Annotated in this window: 14 protein-coding genes; 6 read left to right on the top strand and 8 right to left on the bottom strand. The window is 49.8% G+C overall.

The window, feature by feature from the left end:
- Positions 1-280: 280 nt before the first annotated feature.
- On the bottom strand, positions 281-919 hold the full coding sequence (gene lipB / locus BSZ32_RS04800; RefSeq protein ID WP_105042379.1) for a lipoyl(octanoyl) transferase LipB: 639 nt from the start codon (positions 917-919) through the stop codon (positions 281-283).
- Between the two features lie 120 nt (positions 920-1,039).
- Here lipB and BSZ32_RS04795 point away from each other — a divergent pair, with 120 nt between their 5' ends.
- Positions 1,040-1,300, top strand: a complete 261-nt coding sequence (locus BSZ32_RS04795) for a hypothetical protein (protein WP_105042378.1) — start codon at positions 1,040-1,042, stop codon at positions 1,298-1,300.
- A gap of 147 nt (positions 1,301-1,447) precedes the next feature.
- Positions 1,448-2,290, top strand: a complete 843-nt coding sequence (locus BSZ32_RS04790) for a hypothetical protein (protein ID WP_129589594.1) — start codon at positions 1,448-1,450, stop codon at positions 2,288-2,290.
- Positions 2,291-2,302: 12 nt separating this feature from the next.
- On the opposite strand, the gene BSZ32_RS04785 is transcribed toward BSZ32_RS04790, so the two are convergent.
- The gene (locus BSZ32_RS04785) at positions 2,303-3,100 is read right to left on the bottom strand and encodes a L,D-transpeptidase family protein (protein WP_240610565.1); all 798 of its coding nucleotides are present in this window, start codon (positions 3,098-3,100) and stop codon (positions 2,303-2,305) included.
- A gap of 80 nt (positions 3,101-3,180) precedes the next feature.
- Between BSZ32_RS04785 and mtnP the strand changes: the two genes are divergently transcribed.
- Entirely contained in the window at positions 3,181-4,047 is an 867-nt protein-coding gene (gene mtnP, locus BSZ32_RS04780) for an S-methyl-5'-thioadenosine phosphorylase (protein ID WP_105044771.1), read from the top strand.
- A 201-nt stretch (positions 4,048-4,248) separates the two neighbouring features.
- Complete coding sequence (locus BSZ32_RS04775; RefSeq protein WP_105042375.1) at positions 4,249-5,220, top strand: hypothetical protein; 972 nt, start codon at positions 4,249-4,251, stop codon at positions 5,218-5,220.
- A gap of 1 nt (position 5,221) precedes the next feature.
- Here the strand turns inward: BSZ32_RS04775 and aroE are convergent, their stop codons facing one another.
- Positions 5,222-6,115 (bottom strand): shikimate dehydrogenase, encoded by an 894-nt coding sequence (gene aroE, locus BSZ32_RS04770; protein ID WP_105042374.1) that lies wholly within the window; start codon positions 6,113-6,115, stop codon positions 5,222-5,224.
- A 211-nt stretch (positions 6,116-6,326) separates the two neighbouring features.
- On the opposite strand from aroE, the gene guaB reads away from it, so the two are divergent.
- Both guaB and guaA read left to right on the top strand, forming a co-directional pair.
- Positions 6,327-7,778, top strand: coding sequence for an IMP dehydrogenase (gene guaB, locus BSZ32_RS04765; RefSeq protein WP_105044770.1), 1,452 nt, complete (start codon positions 6,327-6,329; stop codon positions 7,776-7,778).
- 104 nt (positions 7,779-7,882) lie between these two features.
- Complete coding sequence (gene guaA / locus BSZ32_RS04760; protein WP_343125951.1) at positions 7,883-9,397, top strand: glutamine-hydrolyzing GMP synthase; 1,515 nt, start codon at positions 7,883-7,885, stop codon at positions 9,395-9,397.
- A 392-nt stretch (positions 9,398-9,789) separates the two neighbouring features.
- On the opposite strand, the gene BSZ32_RS04755 is transcribed toward guaA, so the two are convergent.
- The 5 genes from BSZ32_RS04755 to BSZ32_RS04735 all read right to left on the bottom strand — a co-directional run bounded on the left by BSZ32_RS04755 (position 9,790) and on the right by BSZ32_RS04735 (position 14,298).
- Positions 9,790-10,191, bottom strand: a complete 402-nt coding sequence (locus tag BSZ32_RS04755) for a hypothetical protein (protein ID WP_105042372.1) — start codon at positions 10,189-10,191, stop codon at positions 9,790-9,792.
- Between the two features lie 138 nt (positions 10,192-10,329).
- On the bottom strand, positions 10,330-11,097 hold the full coding sequence (locus BSZ32_RS04750; RefSeq protein WP_105042371.1) for a 7-carboxy-7-deazaguanine synthase QueE: 768 nt from the start codon (positions 11,095-11,097) through the stop codon (positions 10,330-10,332).
- Positions 11,098-11,225: 128 nt separating this feature from the next.
- Positions 11,226-12,422, bottom strand: coding sequence for a glycine C-acetyltransferase (kbl, locus tag BSZ32_RS04745; protein ID WP_105042370.1), 1,197 nt, complete (start codon positions 12,420-12,422; stop codon positions 11,226-11,228).
- Between the two features lie 89 nt (positions 12,423-12,511).
- Positions 12,512-13,096 carry an HAD family hydrolase gene (locus BSZ32_RS04740; protein ID WP_105042369.1) on the bottom strand — a complete coding sequence of 195 codons (585 nt, stop codon included), beginning with the start codon at positions 13,094-13,096 and terminating at the stop codon, positions 12,512-12,514.
- Positions 13,093-14,298 carry an MGDG synthase family glycosyltransferase gene (locus BSZ32_RS04735; RefSeq protein ID WP_240610563.1) on the bottom strand — a complete coding sequence of 402 codons (1,206 nt, stop codon included), beginning with the start codon at positions 14,296-14,298 and terminating at the stop codon, positions 13,093-13,095. Before BSZ32_RS04735 ends, BSZ32_RS04740 begins: the two co-directional genes overlap by 4 nt.
- Positions 14,299-14,308: the final 10 nt, after the last annotated feature.

Genomic DNA, 14,308 nt, shown 5'->3' with positions numbered 1-14,308 from the left:
AAAAGGTGGAAGTGGAAAGGAGCAAGTGGACCTAGGTCACTACACTAGGGAATTTTTAGAAAGAATTAACAAGATTTTGAAGCATTCTACAGAATTTCTCTAAAGACTTGGCTAAAAAAAGACGAAACCTTTCATTCTCTCTGAAATATCGCAAGAGCATCGGTCATCATTGGTTAATTGCGAAAAATTCTGTTAATTCAGTCGAGCGCCGCAGGCATCAACCTAGATAGTCTCCCTATAGTGTAGGAGCCCTGACAAGTGGACTGGGTCTCGGCATTTTTTAGTTTACTACGAGCTGGCTGAGGGCTGCTAGCATGTATTGGGAGGTTGCTTTGGAGAATTCTTCTACTGAAATGTCACGCTTTGCTTCGTGGGTGACGCAGGTGATTTTAACTCCATCGAGCCCACAAGGGGTGATGGAGAGGAAGCCTGTTAGGCTTTCTTTGGTGATGTTGATGGCGAAGCCGTGCATGCCAATCCATTTACGAACACCGACACCGATAGCGGCTAGTTTGCGGTTTTCTACCCAGACTCCAGTGAGGCCGTCACGTCGTTGGGCATTGATTCCAAATGATTGGCAGGTATCAATGAGAGCCTGCTCTATTGCGCGGATGTAGGTGTGGAGGTCTTTGCCGAGTGGGCGGAGGTCGACGATAGGGTAGCCGACTAATTGGCCTGGTCCGTGGTAGGTTGCTTGTCCTCCACGGTTGATTTCGACCACTGGATGGGGGAGGAGTTCAAGGCTTCGCAATGAAGACTGATCTCTTGTGCGACCGATCGTGTAGACTGGCGCGTGCTCGAGCTGGTAAAAAGTGTTCGGAGATATGCCTTCTAGGACTTCCAGTAGTTTAGTTTCTTGGATTTGAAGGGCATCGGCGTATGCGATGTCTGATCCGAGCCATTTGTCAACGAGCTGCATAAGGGAGTGGTAATGGATGAAGATGCTTGGGGGAAGAGCTAATCTGGGTTTACGCTTATGTGGTTTGAATCTTGAAACATGCGTAACTTCTGCGAGGCAAGCCCTTATGTATAAATAGCTATGAAAACGAAATTATGGACATGCAGTATGACATTTATGCTGGGGACAATGTTATCTAGTAGTGCTCAGAATGCCCCTGAGGAGTTGAGCTTTTCAAATTTTAAAGAAATTCGCAATTACGTGATCGGAGATACGGCTGAACCCGAGTACTTTAAGGTCGATTGGAAGGATAATGTGTTGGATGGTGTCGTCGACGCGATGACTGAAGACAAGCCGATCTTACTATGGCTGTATTTTGGTGGGCCATTGGGCAATTGCTGACAAAATGGATTCAAGACGAGGCAGTTGCTTTTCAATGATTCAAAGTTTGTAGCGTATCTTTCAGAGAATTTCGTAGGTGTGGCATCGGATGATGTTGCCTACAATAATCTTCCTTCAGAGGCAAAACAGCAGGCGGAATATCAATTCTTGAAGTCATCTTTGGGCGATGGTGGAAATAATATTCACCAAGGCGTCTATGCCGTGACTCCCTCGGGCAGATTTTTAGGTAAAATTGATACGGGATGGCCGACTTATGACGCTGCGGGAAGTTTACGTAATTTGCGCGTGGCTGTTGATAAATATAGGGAGATGCCGAAGTCTGAGCGGATTGGGCGTCGAGTGATGAAGGAAAGTGATAGGAGCATGGCGAAGGCTGAAGAGCTTGCTCAGGCTGGTGTTTTGAAGATGCGCACCACCGCTAGGCATTATGCTTTTCCCGAGATGGAGTTGTTTGATCAAAGACATCCAGAGTACGCGAAGTTAGATGCATTCTGGCTGAGCCCATCCGAGCAGCAAAGCATGCTGCCTTCTACACATAAAAAGGGAGAGAGGTGCTATCTAGCGGACAGTTTAGTAGAAAGGATGTTGTTGCATTGCCAGCCGATGGAAGGTTTTGGGGCCTGGTGGAAGGAGCACATTCAAAAGCAGAAGCTTGAAGTTGAAGTTAGCAAGGTGAAGGGCTCACAGGTGTTTCTAAAGTTCAGCGGTGAGTTGGCGATGTCAGCAGACAGTCAGTGGAATAAATCTGACTACTCAGGACGATTGCTTGGCGTTGGTGTGTGGGATGAAAAGCTAAAGGCATTCACTCGTTTAGAGTGGGTCACACTAGGTATGCGTGAGCTCAAAGAACTGAAATCTAACATGCACCGAGGGGGCACTAAAGAAACAATGATCGCGAGCTATATGCGTTTGGCGAGGAATGTGAAAGAGGAACAGGGGCTCAAACCTCATCACTGGGAGCATTACCCTAGCAGCATCAAGCGCCGATAGAGGCTGGATAGCTTATTCCTTAGCGAAGCCGTAACGACCAGCGTTCACCGTAACATTTGGTGGGCGATGATGTTCTTCAAAATGGAGGTAACCCGCTTGTAGTTCTTTCCAAAATATATGCCATTTCTGGTTGCTCACGGTGGCTAATTTTTCATCAGTTAGGCGGAATGGAAAACTGTGAACGCGAAAGAATGGCTGACCGTTGTTGAGCGCGGCATCACAAAGCGTGTAGATTTCTTCTATTTTTTCATTGGTCATGGCAAAGCAACCTATTGAGACCGTACTTCCGTGAACCATGATGGCTGAACCTGTGTATTGGTGGGCACGGTCATAAGCATTTGGGTAACCGATGTTGAAAGCCAGATGGTAACTGCTCTGAGGGTTCATCCAGCGCTTGTTTACAGCGTAGAATCCCTCTGGAGCTTGCAGGTCACCTTCAGCGAGTTTGGGCCCAAGGTTACCAGACATGCCGGCGATAGTGTAAGTCCTAAAAAATTTAAACCGCTTGGTGCTTGAGGATTCGATCCACAGTTCGAGTTCTCTACTTTCTTTGAAAATGCGGATGAAGATAGGAGAACCAATTTTGAGGTCTTTTTCTCGTAGGGAGTTAGTGAGCTCGGGAGTCACTCGATCGGCTGCTGCCGCGGCACGTTTGGCGCCGTCAGCATAGTTTTTATCAATCAATCTACGGGCCGTTGTCGGGATGGATAGGGTTTCGGATTTCACAAGTGAATACAGAGTGATGGGGATGCCGAGCATGAGTGAAATGCGAAGCCAAGACGCTCGGTTGGGTTTGCTAGTCCATGACATACTGGAACTTTTACCAATTCATCAATGATCTGTCACCTTTTTACTGGTCAGATTGGCTGTCTATGCAAGGCTACGCCCACATGAATAAAGCGATTGGAATCATTGGCGGAAGTGGACTCTATTCGATGGATGGATTTATCCAGACTGAAGAACGAGTGGTGGATACTCCCTTTGGTGCTCCCTCAGATGCATTGATTGGTGGTGAGATCGAGGGGAGGGAAGTTTGGTTTATCCCACGCCACGGCCGTGGGCATCGGTTGCTGCCACATGAGATCAATCACAGGGCCAATTTTTGGGCATTAAAGAGCCTTGGAGTGCGCTTCGTGATTTGTGTGGCAGCCGTGGGCAGTCTGAAAGAAGAATACGCTCCGCGTGATATTGTGCTTCCTGATCAGTATTTTGACCGCACTAGCCGACGAGATCAGCATACTTTCTTCGGTGAAGGGATCGCCGCTCACATCGGCTTTGCTGAGCCAGTGAGTGCCGAATTGCGTAATATTTTACTAGAGTCAGCTCAGGCGGAGGGTGCGATGGTGCATGATGGCGGGACTTATGTGAATATGGATGGCCCTGCATTCTCGACCAAGGCCGAGAGCCACGCCAATAGGCAATTAGGATTTGATGTCATAGGCATGACTAATGTGGCAGAGGCGAAGCTCGCTCGCGAAGCTGAAATTGCATTGGCAACTTTGGCTATGGTGACCGACTATGATTGCTGGCATGAAGAGGAAGAGGCAGTGAATGTGCAGACGGTGATTGGTCACTTGATGGCAAATGCTGAGCTCGCCCAAAAGGTGCTAAAGCGGGCGGTGAGTCAAATCCCTCTCGACGCGGAGTGGCCAGAACATAAGGCTCTCGACACCGCAATTCTCACTTCCAAGGAGTATTGGCCAGACGACACGATCAAAAAATTGGGGCCAATCGTGTCACGGTTTGTGACGTCATAGATTTTTGAGTTTCCTAAGTAAACGGAAACAGGTTATTTGCATATATCTAGATTATCCATGAGTGAGCCAAACTCCCAACTTTACCATTGCAGTAAGTGTAACTCGGTTTTTAAAGCCCCAGTACCATTTATAAGTGGTGGATTGTGCACGCATTGCGGGCAGTCCCCTTTTAGTTCGCAGGAGTTCAATTCAATTGTGCAGATGGAAAAAGTTGTGGACTCCGATGAGTCACATGGTGTTCCTGGCCAGGATGTAGCAGATTTTGTTTCGATGCAGAAAGTGAAACGCAAGCGTCAAGGAAAGTGGGCGTTAGTTCTATGGATGTCCTTGCTTGTAGTGGGTGGTGGAGTCGTTTTCTACAACCGAGAGCTTGAAAAGCCAATCTCTAGTGAGCCAAGCGAATTTGTTAAACAAGAGAAAGAATACCAAGACACTCTCGCTCGAGAGTCGAGAGAGGCATTGCGCTTGTTCGACCGATACATGGTCGTGGCTAGTGCGAATGAGAAGTCTGAATATGTGCTAGGAGGAGTTCGTAAAATCCTGAGCATCGAACAAAAGCAAGGCGACCTCGACTTTATCGTTCCTCGTCCGCCGGTAAGGCTTCTTGCCAATAGTTACAGTGATGAGGGGGAGATGCCTCGGCTTGAATTTTTGCTGGTAGACAAAAGTCAGCGAAGGTTTGAAGTCGTGATGTGGAAAAAGGACTCAGTGTGGAAGTTAGATTGGGAGCAACATGTGCGTTATGCTGAAAGTGGGTGGAGTCAGTTCTTAGCTGATCAAACGATTGGGAATCCAAAAGAATTTAGGCTGTATGTGCGACGTCGGCATGTTGGTGCTGGCCGAGAGCGCACTAAGCTGCAGCTCATTTTTTATAAGCCGAAGATGCAGGTGGGTGAGCGTTTGCAAGAATCTCCACAGGTAAACGTACCGAAGGACAGCGCTCAGTTTGCTCAACTAGGCGCGGCATTTGACGCACAGTCTAGCAAGAAGGATGAAGTTAGACCTAGTGTCATGGGCTTGTTGGATACTGCTGGTTTTTTGCGGGTGAAGGCGACTCTCGATTGGCAGCAGGGAGCTGAAGAGGATCCAGTTATGGTGCTAAAGGAGCTATCCGCTACACACTGGCTTGAGCTAGATCCCGGTAAGAATTCTTCGGCCGGTACTGATGAGTGATTTATTTCCCTAGTCCTCTACGCATTGTTGTGATGCAGGGCTCTTGGCCGAGCCAGAAGGCGAAGGAAATAGCTCCCTGGTGGAGCAGCATAGAGAGGCCATTGGAGGTTTTAGAACCTAGCTTGTTAGCTTCTGCTAGGAGTGGTGTCACGGGCGGATTATAGACAGCATCGTAGACCATATGTTTTGCTGACAAGCAAGCTGCTGGGAGCGGCAGAGCATCGTCTTCTTTGAGGCCGAGTGAGGTAGAGTTGATAATGAGGTCTACTCTGCTCGCCGCAGTGGCGAGATCAGCCTCATCTGTAGAAAGCGTGTAAACTAGCTTGGCCCCGTGTTCTTCGGTGAGTGACTTAGCAATCGGATCGAGCTTTTCGACTGTACGGTTCGATAGATAGATTGCTGGAGCACCTTCACGGGCGCATTGGGTGGCGATCGCACGGCCAGCGCCGCCGCCTGCGCCGAGGATGAGAACTCGTAGTTCGGTGAGCGACTTACCAAAATCTTCTAGCACTGCGCGAGCGAGCCCAGGTCCATCAGAGTTGTGGCCGATACGTTTACCTTGTTTGAAAAGAATTGTGTTAGTAGCGCCGAGAGCTTTGGCGTCGTCAGTGAGTTCATCACACAGCGCCATCGCCTCGAGCTTGTGAGGGACGGTGACATTGCAGCCGATGAAGCCGATGCGCTCCATTTCGCTGAAGCATGAATCCACTTCACCAGGCTCAACCTCGACACGGATGTATTGGAGATCAAAGCCAGCTTCATCAAGCGCTGGCTGGTGCATCTGCGGTGAGGCAGAATGCTTAATCGGGTAGCCGATGACTGCGAGTTTAGCGTTCGGCATTTCCTCAGCAAAGGCTGGGTCACGAAGGTCGGCGAGTGTGTAGACGTGTTTCACTGGAGAATAGGTGGTCAGAAGTTGCTAGTTCTTTGACCACAGATCACTCGGATTAGACAGATTATTTTTGTAGGAGCAATCCTATCTCTGGCTCAGTCTTAAAGACTGGGGAATCGTTCAATTATGCTGGCGATTATAAATCTAAAATCCCAAATCATAAATGAACGGGATTTGGTCTTGCAAATTGGTGTTGGAATCTATTGTCTCCGTCATGGCAGAGATTTCTCTCGGACTTTCTTTTGACGACGTTCTTCTTGTTCCACAGCACAGCGCTGTGATTCCCAACGAGACGGACATATCTTCGTGGTTGACCAAAGACATTGGTCTAAACATTCCTGTGGTTTCCGCAGCGATGGACTCAGTTTCTGAGTCTGAATTAGCAATCGCGCTCGCTCGTGAAGGTGGTATTGGTGTGATTCATCGCAACAATACGATTGAAGAGCAGGCGATAATGGTGGCTAAGGTAAAGCGCTCAGAAAACGCTGTGATCCAAGATCCCGTGACAGTGACTAAGGAGATGACTCTCGCTGACGTGCGTGACATCATTGCTACTGAAGGGTTTTCAGGCTTCCCAGTGGTGGGTCCTGACAACCAGCTCGAAGGCATGGTGACTGGACGTGATATTGGTTATGTGGAGAATAATAATCGCTCAGTGGCTGATGTGATGACTCCTATTGATCGCCTTGTGGTGGCTCCGGCTGACACATGCATCGAAGACGCTCGGCGTATTCTTTACGAAAATCGTATCGAGAAACTTCCGCTGATCGATGGTTTCGGCAAGCTTGCTGGCCTCATCACCGGTGCTGACATCGAGAAGCGCATGACTTTCACGCATTCAGCGAAGGATGCAAATGGCCAGCTCCGTTGTGGTGCTGCTGTTGGGCCTGGTCCAGACCACATGAAACGCGCGACAGCTCTTGTAGAAGCTGGCGTGGACGCACTCTTCATAGATGCTGCGACTGGTCACACCAAGGTGGTGATCGATGTCGTTAAAAATCTTATAACTCTCGGCGTTCCAGTGATTGCGGGTAACGTGGTGACAGCTCAAGGCGCTACAGACCTCTGCGATGCAGGTGTCTCTGCTGTCAAAGTGGGCGTAGGCCCTGGCTCTATCTGCACAACTCGCGTTGTGGCAGGTGTCGGTATGCCTCAGTTCACAGCTATCGAAAATGTGGCTTCAGTCTGTCGCGATCGCGGCGTGGCTGTGATCGCTGACGGTGGTATCCGCTACTCGGGTGACGTTGTGAAAGCAATGGCAGCTGGTGCAGATCTCGTGATGATGGGTTCACTCCTCGCAGGAACTCGCGAATCTCCAGGCCAGACGGTGCATTTCCAAGGTCGTCGCTTTAAGACGTACCGCGGTATGGGCTCACTCGGTGCAATGCGCAAAGGATCTAAAGATCGCTACAGTCAGAATGCTTCAGGTAAGATGGTGGCAGAAGGTGTGGAAGGTCGCGTTCCTTACAAAGGGTCTGTGGCAGACGTGGTATTCCAGCTCATGGGCGGACTTCGCTCAGGTCTTGGATATATTGGGGCAAAGGATCTCACAACACTTCGCGAGCGCGCAGTGTTCACCCAGATCACTGCTGGCGGTCTCCGTGAGTCACACGCTCACGACATCACAATCACAGAAGAACCAACCAACTATCAACCACTCGGCTAGTATTTTAAGCTACAAATTATTCAGAATTTTCTAAGTAGTAAGCGCCATTTATTTGGGCTTACTACTTTTCACTTCAAACTTATCACTTTTCTATCATGGAAGAAATCAATCACGTAGCCGTCCTCGACTTCGGCTCTCAATACACTCAGCTTATCGTTCGCCGCGTGCGCGAGCTTGGCTACTTTGCAAAGCTTTATATGCCGGAGAATCTCCGCGAGATCGGCAAACCAGGCGCAGTCATCCTTTCTGGTGGCCCTAAAAGTACAAGCGATCCAGACGCTCCAGATATCGACTTCGATGTTCTTAAAGCTTACGACGTCCCAGTTCTCGGTGTCTGTTACGGCATGCAGCTCCTCAACATCAAGTTGGGTGGTTGTGTGAAGAAGTCCAAGCACCGTGAATACGGACAAGCTGGACTTTTCCCTGTTGAACAGACTGGTCTCTACGCAGGTATTTCTCAAGAATCCCAAGTTTGGATGAGCCACTCCGACACAGTTGATTCGCTCGGTGGAAACTGCAAAGTGATCGCTAAGAACCAACACGGCACTCCAGTTTCTCTCCAATGGGGCGAGACATTCTTCGGCATCCAGTTCCACCCAGAGGTGACGCACTCACACGAAGGAACGCAGATTCTCAAAAACTTCCTCGATGTAGCGGGCGATCTCGCTCCATTCCATATCGAAGACTTCAAGCAAGAGCTGATCGACGGCATCCGTGCTAAGGTTGGTAACAAGCTAGTTGTTTGTGGTGTTTCCGGTGGTGTTGACTCCACAGTTCTCGCAGTGCTTCTTCACGAAGCTGGTGTGAACATGAAGGCAATTTACGTCGACCAAGGCCTCATGCGTAAGAATGAGACCGAGGAAGTAGAAGCAAACTTCAAGCGTATGAACGTGCCAATCACAGTGGTTGACGCCTCGGAGCGATTCCTCACAGCGCTTGCTGGCGAGGGTGACCCAGAGAAAAAGCGTAAGATCATTGGTAACATGTTCATCGACGTGTTCTGGGATGCTGTTGGTAATGCTGAGATGCTAGCTCAGGGCACACTTTATCCAGACGTGATCGAGTCAGCATCTAACGAAAATTCCAAAGCATCCACAATCAAGACGCACCACAACCGCGTGGATCGTATTCTTGAAATGCAGAAAGAAGGCAAAGTGCTCGAGCCTCTCGCAGAACTGTTCAAAGACGAAGTCCGTGAGCTCGGTGCGCTGATGGGAATCCAGCAGGACATCCTCGATCGCCACCCGTTCCCAGGACCCGGCCTCGCAGTGCGTTGCCCAGGTGCTCTGACTAAAGAGAAGCTCGACATCATCCGTGACTGCGACGCTATCTTCATCGAAGAGCTCAAGCTCAGCGGTTGGTACAAGAAGACTTGGCAAGCATACGCTGGCCTGATCCCAGTGAAGACTGTGGGTGTCAAAGGCGACGAGCGCTCTTACGAGTTCGCTACCAACCTTCGTGCTGTGATCTCGGAAGATGCAATGACTGCTGACTGGGTGGATCTCCCGACACCACTTCTACGCAAAGTTTCTAGCCGAATCCTCAATGAGGTCGATGGCATCAACCGTGTGCTCTACGATATCTCGTCGAAGCCGCCGGCATCGATCGAGTGGGAATAGCCCTTGCCGGTTGTCACTAGTCAATGTGCTAGAACGATGAAACAATTTTCAAAAGCGACTGGGGAAACCTAGTCGCTTTTTTGTGCCCTTGTACTGGCATAGAATTCAGTCATTCTATCTATCTAATGCCGACAGAAAGCGCAATATATGCTTGGGTTCTTTTCGGTAGTCTCAGGATGATTTACTGGGGCTACGGCAAGATGAAAGAATTGGCGGCAGCCAAAGGCGTTGGGGGCAGCTATGATGGTTTACCCCTATTGTGTGAGTGGTGACTTCTGGATCTGGGTTGTTGGAGGCGTACTTTCCTCGTTGATTTTTTTCACCAGAGATTAAAATCGGGTAAAGGGGCTTCCTTTTTAGGGTTTCCTAGAAAACCTGTAAAGAATAGCAAGCTAAAGCTCTAAAAAGAGCTCGAGGTCGCTGAATGATTCTGAGTCGGAAGTGGCTATGAGGGAGATCGGGCTGATCACGGAATCTAGCTCGTCATTGCTGAAGTAGACTTCGGCAAGTTCAGCAAAGTTTTCAGCGGTTGTGGGCTGGTGAGTTGCAACACTGGGGGCGGTTTCAGGAGCGGTGCTGGGTGTGCTGATAATGAGCGCGACACAGGCAGCGGCAGTGGCAAGTGTGCCAACGATGGGTGCAGGTGTGAGTAAGCGTTTCCACCACGGAGTGGCTTCTTGTTCCTCTAGGCGGATAGCGCGAAGGACATTACGGGAAAACATCGGGCTGGCTTCTTGTTTAGAAGCCTTGTCGAGAAGGTCCCAAGCTGGGTCGTTTTCTGGTGTGTTATTCATCGCTTATTTTTCTTTCTGCTGAGAGGTTACAAAATCGCTCGTGTTTGAATAGAGCGTATTGATACTGAGTGAAACTCGGGAGCTTGGAAAATGTTGCAGGAAAGTTACATTCTTTTTTCAAAAAACTGAAAATACTGGCTAAACACCTCGTTTGGAGCCCCAAAGCTGGATGTGGAGGCGGTCAGAGAACCGGTAGCCGTGGTCGCGGCAGAGGTCTGCTAACCAGAGGCGGCGTTGTCTTAGGGTTTCTTCATCGCGGCCCTCAGGCATCAGGAGGATGCGCTCGCGTGGAATAGAATACTTCTGTTCGAGTTGCTGCATCTCACTGAGATCTTGTGGGTCTTGGATGACAAATTTGAACCATGCTTTGGGTGAGTTAGCGAACCATTGCATCGCTTTAGGATTGTCTCGGAGCTTGGCGTCATTACCAGAATTACTGAGCTTAGCCGAGACATTGAATTGGTCGATGGCTTCAGCCATTTTGGGGTTAGGGAGTTGGGTGCCGTTTGTTTCTACTTCAAAGCGGTAGTCTGGATCGGCAGCGAGAAGGATCTGAATGAGAGCGATCCATCCAGCTTGCTGAAGCAGAGGTTCACCACCTGTGAGGATGAGATTTTTGCAGCAAAATTGCTGGACTAGCTTGGCAACCTCCGCGACTTCACATTCGAGGATGTAGTCGGACTTTTTAAATTTTGAGTAGCCTGCTACTTGATCATTCTCGTGAGTCCAAGGAGTGCCTTCCCAGTTCCATGTGTAGTCCGTATCACACCAAGCACAGTGAAGATTACAGAGGGATGAGCGCACAAATATTGATGGCACTCCTGTGCTGACACCTTCACCTTGGAGGGTGTGGAAAATCTCTGGTTTGCCATTGAGGACGGCGAGCTTGAGTGTGGCTGAATTCATAGTGAGTTGAGTGGGAACTTGGCGCCTGCTAATGTACTCTGCAAGTGCGGAGATGGGGTGATCCGACAATAAAGTCGCTACTATTGCTGAACGCAGCTTGAGTGAAAATACTGATTTTGAAGTGATCTTTAGATGACTCCGAGGTCTTTGCCGGCTTTGATGAAGGCATCGATGCCTTGGTCGAGTTGCTCGCGCGTGTGGGCCGCAGAGATCTGCGTGCGAATGCGTGCTGTGACGTGAGGGACCACTGGGTAGAAGAAGCCGATGGCGAATACGCCGTAATCGAGAAGCTTGTCTGAGAATTGTTGAGAAAGCGCTGCGTCGCCGAGCATGACTGGGCAAATCGGGTGATCGTCGCCGGCGATGGTGAAGCCGGTGGATGCCATATTGTTGCGGAAGTACTTGGTGTTTTCTTTCACGCGATCAGCGTACTCAGTGGATTCTTCAAGCATGTCGAAGACCTCCAGTGATGCCGCAGCGATGACTGGTGCGACGGAGTTGGAGAATAGGTACGGGCGCGAGCGCTGGCGCAGGATGTCGATGATTTCCTTTCTGCCAGATGTGTAGCCACCAGAGGCTCCACCGAGGGCTTTGCCTAGTGTGCCAGTGGTGATGTCGATCTTTCCAAATAGTCCACAATGCTCGTGGGTTCCACGGCCACGCTCACCTAGGAAACCAGTGGAGTGGCAGTCGTCGAAGTGCACGATGGCATTGTACTTGTCCGCGAGTGCGTGGACTTCGTCAAGCGAGCAGATGATGCCGTCCATGGAGAACACACCGTCAGTGGTGATGAGTTTGAAGCGCGCACCAGCTTCATCGGCAGCCTTGAGCTGCTCTTCGAGCGAGTCCATGTCGTTGTTGGTGTAGTGGAAGCGCTTTGCTTTACAGAGGCGGACTCCGTCGATGATGGATGCGTGGTTGAGCGAGTCAGAGATGATGGCATCTTCAGCTGTGAGCAGGACCTCAAACAGTCCGCCGTTTGCATCGAAGCAAGATGGGTAAAGGATAGTGTCTTCAGTGCCGAGGAAAGAGGTGATGCGTTCTTCCAGTTCGCGGTGGAGTGTCTGAGTTCCACAGATGAAGCGAACAGAAGCCATGCCGAAACCCCATTGCTTGGCAGCTTTTGAAGCGGCTTCAACCACACGTGGATGGTCAGCGAGGCCGAGGTAGTTGTTGGCACACATGTTGATCACCTCGCGTCCACCCTCGAGAGTGACGAGGGAGTTCTGCGACGAGCTGATGAATCTCTCGCTTTTGAAGAGACCTGCGTCTTTGATTTCGCCGAGAGTTGATTGGATGTGGGATTGGAATGCTTCTGGATACATAGCGGATTGGGGTGAATTTTTTAGAAAGGTATCAGACTTCGTTTAGTCGTTAGACTGGGATCTGACTCGTTCTAAATCCGATTGGGCGTCTAGTGAGTGGCTACCCAGTCAAGCAGGTCTTGGTGGCGGTCTGCTGAGTACAGGTGGGAGTTGAGGCCGTGACTGCGGCCCGCTTCGATGTTCGCTGGCAAGTCGTCGATGTAGTAGCTCAGCGCCGGATCAATATTAAATTTCTCAAATGAGCAAAGGAAAAACTCAGGATGTGGTTTGATTGCCCCTATTTCGTGGGAGAAAACCGCATGGTCAAAGTGCTCGAAAACTGGGTAGGTTTCTAGACAATGGGGGGCGTGGATGGCGTTGGTATTGGAGTAGAGGATCAGTCTGTGGCCATCGGTTTTGAGCTTTCTAACTAGCTCCCACGTCGCTTGGATCGGAGTGAAAATGTGACACCATGCGTGCTTGAAATCTTCGTCAGTTCCTTGGAAGTTAAGTAGTTGAGAAGCCCATTTGATGAAGTCGTCGATCTCGATCTGACCGGACTCAAACTCGTCCTTTCTGTCGATGATCTGAAGCAGGGCATTGGGCTTAGAATTCGGACCAAGTAAGGAATTGAGCGCCGGTGTGAAATCGAAAGAAAGTAAGACATTTCCTATATCGAATAAGTAAGTTTTCATGAGTTTTTAGATTTCTGAATATGGTCTAAAATGAACTTGGCTGCAGCGGTCGCTCCACATGGAAGCGCTTTGTCTTGTAAGTTTTGTTTCATCGAGCGCCAAATTTTTGCATTATCAGCAGTCATTGCAGAGATCGCTGTATGCACCTGCTTCGAAGTTTCCGTCAACTGGCCCGCTCCAATGTGCTCGATCAAGGCCAAGTTTCCTTCCTCTTGACCCGGGACTAGGTGGTGAATCAGCATCGGGGTTTGCGCTGCAATCGCTTCGTGGACGGTGGCCCCACCGGCTTTTCCAACTACAAGATGATGCTCGCTGAGTAGTTCGGGAACGCGCCGGGTCCAGCCCTTGATTTGAACTCGTCCTGGGTACTCGAGTTGGATTTCACGTGCGCGATCATAGAGTTTCCTCACATTCCGGCCAAGAACGACGGTGACCTCCGTGTTGGCGCCTGTTGCGTTGAGGATAGCACGCATAAAGCGACGAACAGTGGGTTTCTTTGATGTGGGGAAGTAAAGCACCTTGAATGGATCACAGGGGCTATCCACCGGGATTGTTGGGAGATTTTGAAAGCGTGGGTGCACGGCAAACCCTGTGACAACAATTTTTTCAGAAGGGAGTCCCTTCTGAATGAGTTTTTCTTTGGTCAGCGCATCAGTGACCAACCAGTAGTCGGTTGGAGCATTGGTCCACGAAGAATTAATTTCAATCGAATCCGTGACTGCCGTGAAAATAGGAACTCGATTGGCACCTCGCTGAAAGGATCTTTCTAAAAAATAAGGATAGAGCGGGTAGGTGCTGATAACGGCATCTGGTTCGAAACTCAGAATCGACTCATGCAGGGCATTCTCAGGTTTCCTCATGAGTGGGAGCCGCTCTTCCGAGAAGTCATGGCGCTCGGTGGACTTATAGATCTTGGACCAAGTTTTTGGCGCGTAGGTGGTGACAAAGCGATAGAAGTTGCGGATTTGTTGGTTTACCCATGGAGCCCCTCTGTCACACGGGTCTACAATTTCAACCTCAGCATTGGGCTCCAGAGCGACTGCAAGGTGATTGGCCGCACTGTTATGGCCCTCGCCAAAACCTGCAGTGGTGATAATAATTCGAGGTGGCGCTTGTTCGATCACACGACACCCATAGCAGGTTTCAAGCTCGCGTCCATTGAGATTTCTATTGCCAAGACGTCGCATTTTCCTAGCCAACATGTTGTTCACT

The organism is Rubritalea profundi (genome assembly GCF_002954445.1).
Classification (GTDB): Bacteria; Verrucomicrobiota; Verrucomicrobiia; order Verrucomicrobiales; family Akkermansiaceae; genus Rubritalea; species Rubritalea profundi.
Note: the sequence above shows the minus strand (reverse complement) of the source record. Positions and strands in the feature narration are given on the sequence as shown.